At 60.2% G+C, this 5,571-nt stretch carries 8 protein-coding genes; 5 read left to right on the top strand and 3 right to left on the bottom strand.

Annotated elements, in window-relative coordinates:
* Nucleotides 1–1,151: relaxase/mobilization nuclease domain-containing protein (locus AAIL68_RS17065; protein WP_347140965.1), on the bottom strand; the 1,151-nt coding region annotated here is incomplete at its 3' end.
* Entirely contained in the window at nt 1,151–1,513 is a 363-nt protein-coding gene (locus AAIL68_RS17060) for a MobC family plasmid mobilization relaxosome protein (protein WP_347140963.1), read from the bottom strand. The genes AAIL68_RS17060 and AAIL68_RS17065, both read right to left, overlap by 1 nt.
* Before the next feature lie 293 nt (nt 1,514–1,806).
* On the opposite strand from AAIL68_RS17060, the gene AAIL68_RS17055 reads away from it, so the two are divergent.
* The 5 genes from AAIL68_RS17055 (at nt 1,807) to AAIL68_RS17035 (ending at nt 4,854) form a co-directional block, all read left to right on the top strand.
* Complete coding sequence (locus AAIL68_RS17055) at nt 1,807–2,055, top strand: DUF4160 domain-containing protein (protein ID WP_081791460.1); 249 nt, start codon at nt 1,807–1,809, stop codon at nt 2,053–2,055.
* Nucleotides 2,042–2,449 (top strand): DUF2442 domain-containing protein, encoded by a 408-nt coding sequence (locus AAIL68_RS17050; RefSeq protein ID WP_347140962.1) that lies wholly within the window; start codon nt 2,042–2,044, stop codon nt 2,447–2,449. The genes AAIL68_RS17055 and AAIL68_RS17050 overlap by 14 nt, the downstream gene beginning before the upstream one ends.
* A 535-nt stretch (nt 2,450–2,984) precedes the next feature.
* On the top strand, nt 2,985–3,494 hold the full coding sequence (locus AAIL68_RS17045; RefSeq protein WP_347140961.1) for a winged helix-turn-helix domain-containing protein: 510 nt from the start codon (nt 2,985–2,987) through the stop codon (nt 3,492–3,494).
* Between the two features lie 77 nt (nt 3,495–3,571).
* Nucleotides 3,572–3,967, top strand: coding sequence for a hypothetical protein (locus AAIL68_RS17040; protein ID WP_347140960.1), 396 nt, complete (start codon nt 3,572–3,574; stop codon nt 3,965–3,967).
* A gap of 230 nt (nt 3,968–4,197) precedes the next feature.
* On the top strand, nt 4,198–4,854 hold the full coding sequence (locus AAIL68_RS17035; RefSeq protein ID WP_347140959.1) for a hypothetical protein: 657 nt from the start codon (nt 4,198–4,200) through the stop codon (nt 4,852–4,854).
* 415 nt (nt 4,855–5,269) lie between these two features.
* Here AAIL68_RS17035 and AAIL68_RS17030 read toward each other — a convergent pair whose 3' ends face one another.
* Nucleotides 5,270–5,560, bottom strand: coding sequence for a hypothetical protein (locus tag AAIL68_RS17030; RefSeq protein ID WP_347140957.1), 291 nt, complete (start codon nt 5,558–5,560; stop codon nt 5,270–5,272).
* Nucleotides 5,561–5,571 lie beyond the last annotated feature (11 nt).

Raw genomic sequence — 5,571 nt, 5'->3', positions numbered from 1 at the left:
CAGTCGTCATGTGCAAACAGATCGCCTTCCGTCCCGAGGGCGTCGTGCATTGCAGCGGCGTCGCGTTCTCGGGCAACACCAGGTAGCTCTGCCCCCTGCTCTGGAATGTCTCCAAGGGCATGTCCTCCACTACCTTCAAGGGCTGGCTCGAGCGCCAGAGCAAGAAGCCGGTCAGCATCAAGCTCACGATCAGCGCGCCCCAGGTTAGCCCCAGGATCCATTTCAACTGTGGCAGCGCGCTCCTGATCCCATGTGTGGCTCGGGCGATAGCGATCTCGATTTCGGTCAGCTCGGTGCTCACGCTCGCGCTCACACGCTGCGAGAGCTTCGAGAGTTCGCTCTCGGTCAAGGCCGCGATCTCGGCCGTCTGACTCTCCAATCTCTCGTGCAGCCGCTCGGCCAAGCTCCGTGTCATCGCTCCAGTCCTTCTCGTAGATGCGGCCCCTGAGCCGCAGGCGCTCGTCGGTGTCGGGATCGCGCACCGTCACGTAGTCCTTGCCTGCCCGTGTGACCTCCAGCCCCGCCTCGGTCAGCGCATCGACCAGGCTGGCGCGGTCATGCACCGCCCCTCGCTCGATCAGCGCCGCCACATAGCCGTGGACGGCCTCCTTGCCCTCTTTCAGGTGGAATCCGTGCTGCGCCCAAGGCGGTGACAGCTCGAAGGCGACCTCCCGCGCCCGCGCCGGATCGTCCGGCCGCGCCCAACCGTGCTCCAGGTTCAGCGCATCTCGCAGGGTGGAAAAGCTCCGCTCCCAGCCGGGCGGCGCGATGTTGAGCGCCCGCCCGGAGGCCAGCTCCAGGCGCGGGGTCACGAAGTGCAGCTCCACCCGGCCCGCCTCGGTGTGCTGGTGGCGCACCCAGGAAATATCGAACTGGTCGGCATCGAGGCCGGCGAAGGCAAAGGCTTCGAAGGCATCCATCGCCGCCTCCTGCTCGGCCACAGTAGGCGCGTCCTCGGGCGCAAAGGACAGCACCCCGTGCGTGTAGGTCCATTGCCGCCCGATGCTGTCGATCAGCTCCTGCGTCCGCGCCAGGTCGCCGCGCACCACTTCCGGCGGGCAATGCTCCCGGCCCATGCGCTCTGCATCGACCAGATAGTTGCACACGGCTCCCCCGCCGCCCCGGCCGCCGCTGGTAAACTTGATCAACATCAGCCGCGCTCCGGCGGGTCGGCCCGCGTATGTGCCGCCCGAAGCGCCCCAAGATCCCGGTCGATCTCGATCAGCCGCGCCAGCAACGCCGTGGCCGTCACCGGCTCGTGCCGGTTGGCGGCCCGCGCGAGCTGGTTAAGGTTGTTCCCGATCCGCGCCAGCTCTCGCAGCAGCTCCGGCGCGACCGGTGGCGGCTCCCGCCGCGTCCGCAGCCGCAGACCACCCAGGGACGCCCGGATCAGCTCCGACAAGGACATGCCCCGGCTCGCCGCCAGCGCCTGCCAGCGCGCCCGCTCCGCCGCGCTGGCCCGCAACTTGATCCAGCGGGCAGGTTCGGGGGTGGCGGAAGGGTCGTCGGCCATGGGGCAGGCTCCAGAGGGGTGCAGGGGTGTCCACTGCCGGGGTTCGGGCTGGCCCTGCCGTGCCAAGGGCGCGGAGCCGGGGGTTTGAAGGGGGCGGCACGCCCCCTCACCAGCGCGAGTGGTCAGGGCAAGGCGAAGCCTTGTCGTGGCCACGAGAGTATGCTGGCGAAGAGACCACAAGCAAGGGAGTCATGGCGCCGTCAGAAAGGCTGCAGGATCAGTTGGAGGTATGGCCAAATGGTGCTACGTCTCACCATCATTCCCAAGCGCTTGGGTTTTTGCTAAGGTGTGTCATGCCGACTGTTCTTCGTCTCGATGGCTTGCGGGTGGTGATCTACCCTGCCGATCACCGCCCCGCCCATGTCCACGTTATCGGGGCCAAGGGAGAGGCCGTGTTCGTGCTGAACTGTCCCGATGGTCCGCCAAGCCTGCGGGAAAGCTATGGCTTCTCGCGCCGCGAAGAACTGCGCATCCAGAAGGACCTGGCCGCGCACCTGTCCACCCTCTGTCCGCAATGGAGCGCTATTCATGGAGATTTCTGAGCAAGAGTTTCAGTCTGCCGTTCGCCAAGGCGAGGAGCTGCGCCGCAACGGCTATGCCGTCAGTGCCGAATATGACGCCCGCCAGAACCGCCTCGTGGTGGGCCTGAGCAGCGGCGTCACCATCATGGTCCCGGTGCATCTTGTGGAAGACCTGGCCGGGGCCGATCCGGCCGATCTGGCCGAGATCGAGATCACCCCGTCGGGCCTTGGGCTGCATTGGCCCCGCCTGGACGCGGACGTCTACGTTCCTGGCTTCATGAAGGGCATCTATGGAACGCGCCGCTGGATGGCTGCGCTGCTTGGCGCGGAAGGGGGCAAGTCGGCGTCCCCCGCCAAGGCCGCGGCCGCACGGACGAATGGCGCCAAGGGCGGCAGGCCCCGCAAGCAGGCGTGAGAGCGCCACAGCGCGCTTCTAGGGCCCTCTCCAAGCCTTGGGCCTTGGTCTGTGGCCTACAGGATGCCACCGGCGCTCTCTGTGGCCCTCTGGCGCAGCCGTTTCACTTTCTTTTTCCCCAGCATGTCCCGACCGTGCAGCGCAACCAAACGGCCGATCTGCGCATGCCGGTGCACCTAAGACTCTTAGGATATATGGATACGCTGGTGCATTTTGGCCGTTTCGGCCTTGCCAGGCTGGAAAAAACGAAAATTGACAGTTCTTCACCACAGAACTAAAGTTCTCTACCAAAGAACTATGAGGGACGGGCATGAGCAGAGTATCAACTAGCGAGTTGCGCAGCATGGGGGTGTCTGAAGAGGACATTGCACTGGCTCGGGCTACTCAGGAGGCGCAGCGCCGCACCGGTTCCCTTGTTCAGTCTATTGGTGCCCTCGTCGGCCTTGTTCGCCCCCGTGCTTCGTCTAACCCCACACCACCCACCAACTTGACTGATCGTGCCCTGCGCAGGCGTGGAACCTATGACCAAGCTGCCTTGCTGCTGGACCAGCAGGCTTTGCAAGAAAGCAGCCCCGAACGCGCTGAGAAGGCCCGTGAGGCCGCTAGAGCCGCTAAGGAGCTTAGCGCTGCACAACAAGTCGAGTTTGATTTCTTCGGAGGAGGCAACGTGTCCATTGCATTCCAGTACCAAGACGCCGTGACCCAACGCCTGCGCAATTCAGGCCAGTCACTTGCTAAGCAGCATCAAGCGTTGGCCGTTCTTTGGCAAATCACTCGGTATCTGGGCTGGCAAACCTACGAGTGCTCTAAAACTGCCGCAGACTTGTGTGATCTTACGGGGATTACTCCTAACAACATGTCGCCTATCCTCGCTTTGCTGGAAGAGGTTGGTGCGATTAAGCGTATCAAGCGAGGTCGGACGAAGATCATCACTGTGACGCCAGAAGGGGCGTTCCGGGGCAACGTGAACAACCATGCGCAAGCTGTTGAACGCTACAAGTTGGACGTAATTGAGGGCGGCAAAGCCGACCAAACCCCCGAGTAGCTGACCGGTCGGCTACCGGTTCCGGGAACCGATACCGACCACCTTGACGACCGGCCCCGACCACCTGAGGAACCACTGTGGCGCTGACGCTAAACCAGGCTGCCAAGGCTTGTGGCCGATCCAAATCCACCCTGCTCAACGCCATCAATAGCGGGCGCATGAGCGCACCCAAGGATGATCGGGGTCACTACACCATCGATCCAGCCGAGCTGCACCGCGCGTTTCCTTTCCAAACTCCCGACCGGTCGGCCGACCGGTTCCCGGAACCGCAACCGACCACCCCTGAGAACCACCCGACCACTCCGACCGACCGGGGCCTGAAACGCGAGGTCGAGTTGCTGCGGGAGATGCTGGCCAAGGCAGAAGCCAATGCCGATCATTGGCGCGCGATGGCCGAGCGCCAGCAGGCGCTCTTGGAAGACAAGCGGCCTAAGGAATCCCGCAGCCTCTTTCATCGCATCCTTGGCCGATAGATCAGCGTGTTGCTGTAGACGACCAAGAGTGTAGTAGCCCCCGCCTGCCCGCTCGGATCTGAGCGGGCTGTAGGGCAGACGGGGGCAGGGCATAAGCCCATCAACAGCAAAAGCTAAAGTAAAAGACAATTCTCAAGCCTACGAGCAGCTTGTTATCTTGAGCAACTCAACCCTAAGCGGTATGAATTAAGATAATTAGACCTTCAAAATTCGACTAAGGAGCGATCATCATGGGACTATTCCGCAGTGTCAAGAATACCTTCAAGAAAAGCGAGGCTGCGGTTGTTGTTCAAAACCTTCTCGAAATTCAATCCAAAATAGGAATGCTCGACATTAATCCTGCCACTACAGCCAATCAACTTATTAATGCAGTATGGTCCGAAAGCCCTCACCTTTTTGACGGTAGATTTGGTCAGCGCCCGCATAAATTATCAATAGCTGCTGTGGCTTTTGCTAGGGCGATATCTCGCTTGAGCGACGATGATCCGCTCACACTTTCCTTCATGATGGCCTTGGGAAAAATCATGAACGAAGTGTCTGTAAATGGAAGACTATATCCTTTCAACAGCGTAGATGAGCAACTCTTGGACAAAGCTCTGGGTGTCTTCACCTCGGTCTCAAATCGGTTTGAGCAGTCCCCACTGGGCCAGGAAGTCAATCACCTTCTTTCCCATGGGAAACTGACATGGGAAGAGTGGATTTCTCAATACAAGGATGAAGCGGGCAAACACAATCCTGGCCTTGCTACAAATGAAAAAGGTTTCTCGCTAATCGACATGATGGACGATGAGCCACTTCGCCGAGCATTTCGAGATGGCATTGAACCTAAAGGACTTGGCAGAAAATTTGCTCTGCAATTTGATCCATTAAAGATGGGGATGAAATAGATTTGACTGCGTTGCGGTTTACATGCGCCTTATATTTAAATTATCCTTTCAAAAATAGTGTACGAAAATGGATAATGGCTATCAGAAAAAAGCAGAGGCTATAAATCTGAATTAAGGGCACCTCGAAAAATTGCCCTGACGGGCTGCTGTGGCATGAGGCCGGCGGCATTCGGCTGCTGGGGGTGGAACGACGGCCAAATGGATTTTTTCGAACTTTCAAACCGCTACGCGATTCCGGCCGCCAAGAAGAACGCCTCGGTTGAGTTTGACGTCGTTGTGTCATGAGAGGTCAGAGCAATTTTTCGAGGTGCCCTTAAGGCATTCGTCTAAAGCTCATGCCCCCAATCTCTGTCACGCTCCCGCCGCGCGGCCCGCTCCAACTCCCTTTCATGCGCTTTGCGCTCCTGGACCAGTGTCAGCGTTCTTTCAGCAACGCGTTCACTTGCTGCACCAAGTGCGTGGTTGAGGCGGTCTGTTTGGACAAGGCCGCGTTCAAGCTCTCCAAGCCCGCGCTCAAGCGCTGCTGCGTGGCTTCGATCTGCGACAAGCGAGCCTCGATCGCCGATTGTCGCTGCGAGATGCGCTGCGACCAAGCGCCCACCTTCTTCGAATACTCCTCGGACGCGCTCTCCGATTGATCGAACTCGTTCGCCAAGCGCCTGAACTGTTCGAGCAAGGCGCGCTCCAATGCCGTGAGCTGGTCCATGGCTCAATCCC

This window comes from Paracoccus sp. SSK6 (genome assembly GCF_039770665.1).
Lineage (GTDB): Bacteria > Pseudomonadota > Alphaproteobacteria > Rhodobacterales > Rhodobacteraceae > Paracoccus.
Note: the sequence above shows the minus strand (reverse complement) of the source record. Positions and strands in the feature narration are given on the sequence as shown.

What these genes read in the sequence shown, in the direction of transcription:
- AAIL68_RS17050 (WP_347140962.1), top strand. Translation starts at nt 2,042, where the DNA reads ATGGAGATTTCTGAGCAAGAGTTTCAGTCTGCCGTTCGCCAAGGCGAG.
- AAIL68_RS17055 (WP_081791460.1), top strand. Translation starts at nt 1,807, where the DNA reads ATGCCGACTGTTCTTCGTCTCGATGGCTTGCGGGTGGTGATCTACCCT.
- AAIL68_RS17035 (WP_347140959.1), top strand. Translation starts at nt 4,198, where the DNA reads ATGGGACTATTCCGCAGTGTCAAGAATACCTTCAAGAAAAGCGAGGCT.
- AAIL68_RS17060 (WP_347140963.1), bottom strand. Translation starts at nt 1,513, where the DNA reads ATGGCCGACGACCCTTCCGCCACCCCCGAACCTGCCCGCTGGATCAAG.
- AAIL68_RS17030 (WP_347140957.1), bottom strand. Translation starts at nt 5,560, where the DNA reads ATGGACCAGCTCACGGCATTGGAGCGCGCCTTGCTCGAACAGTTCAGG.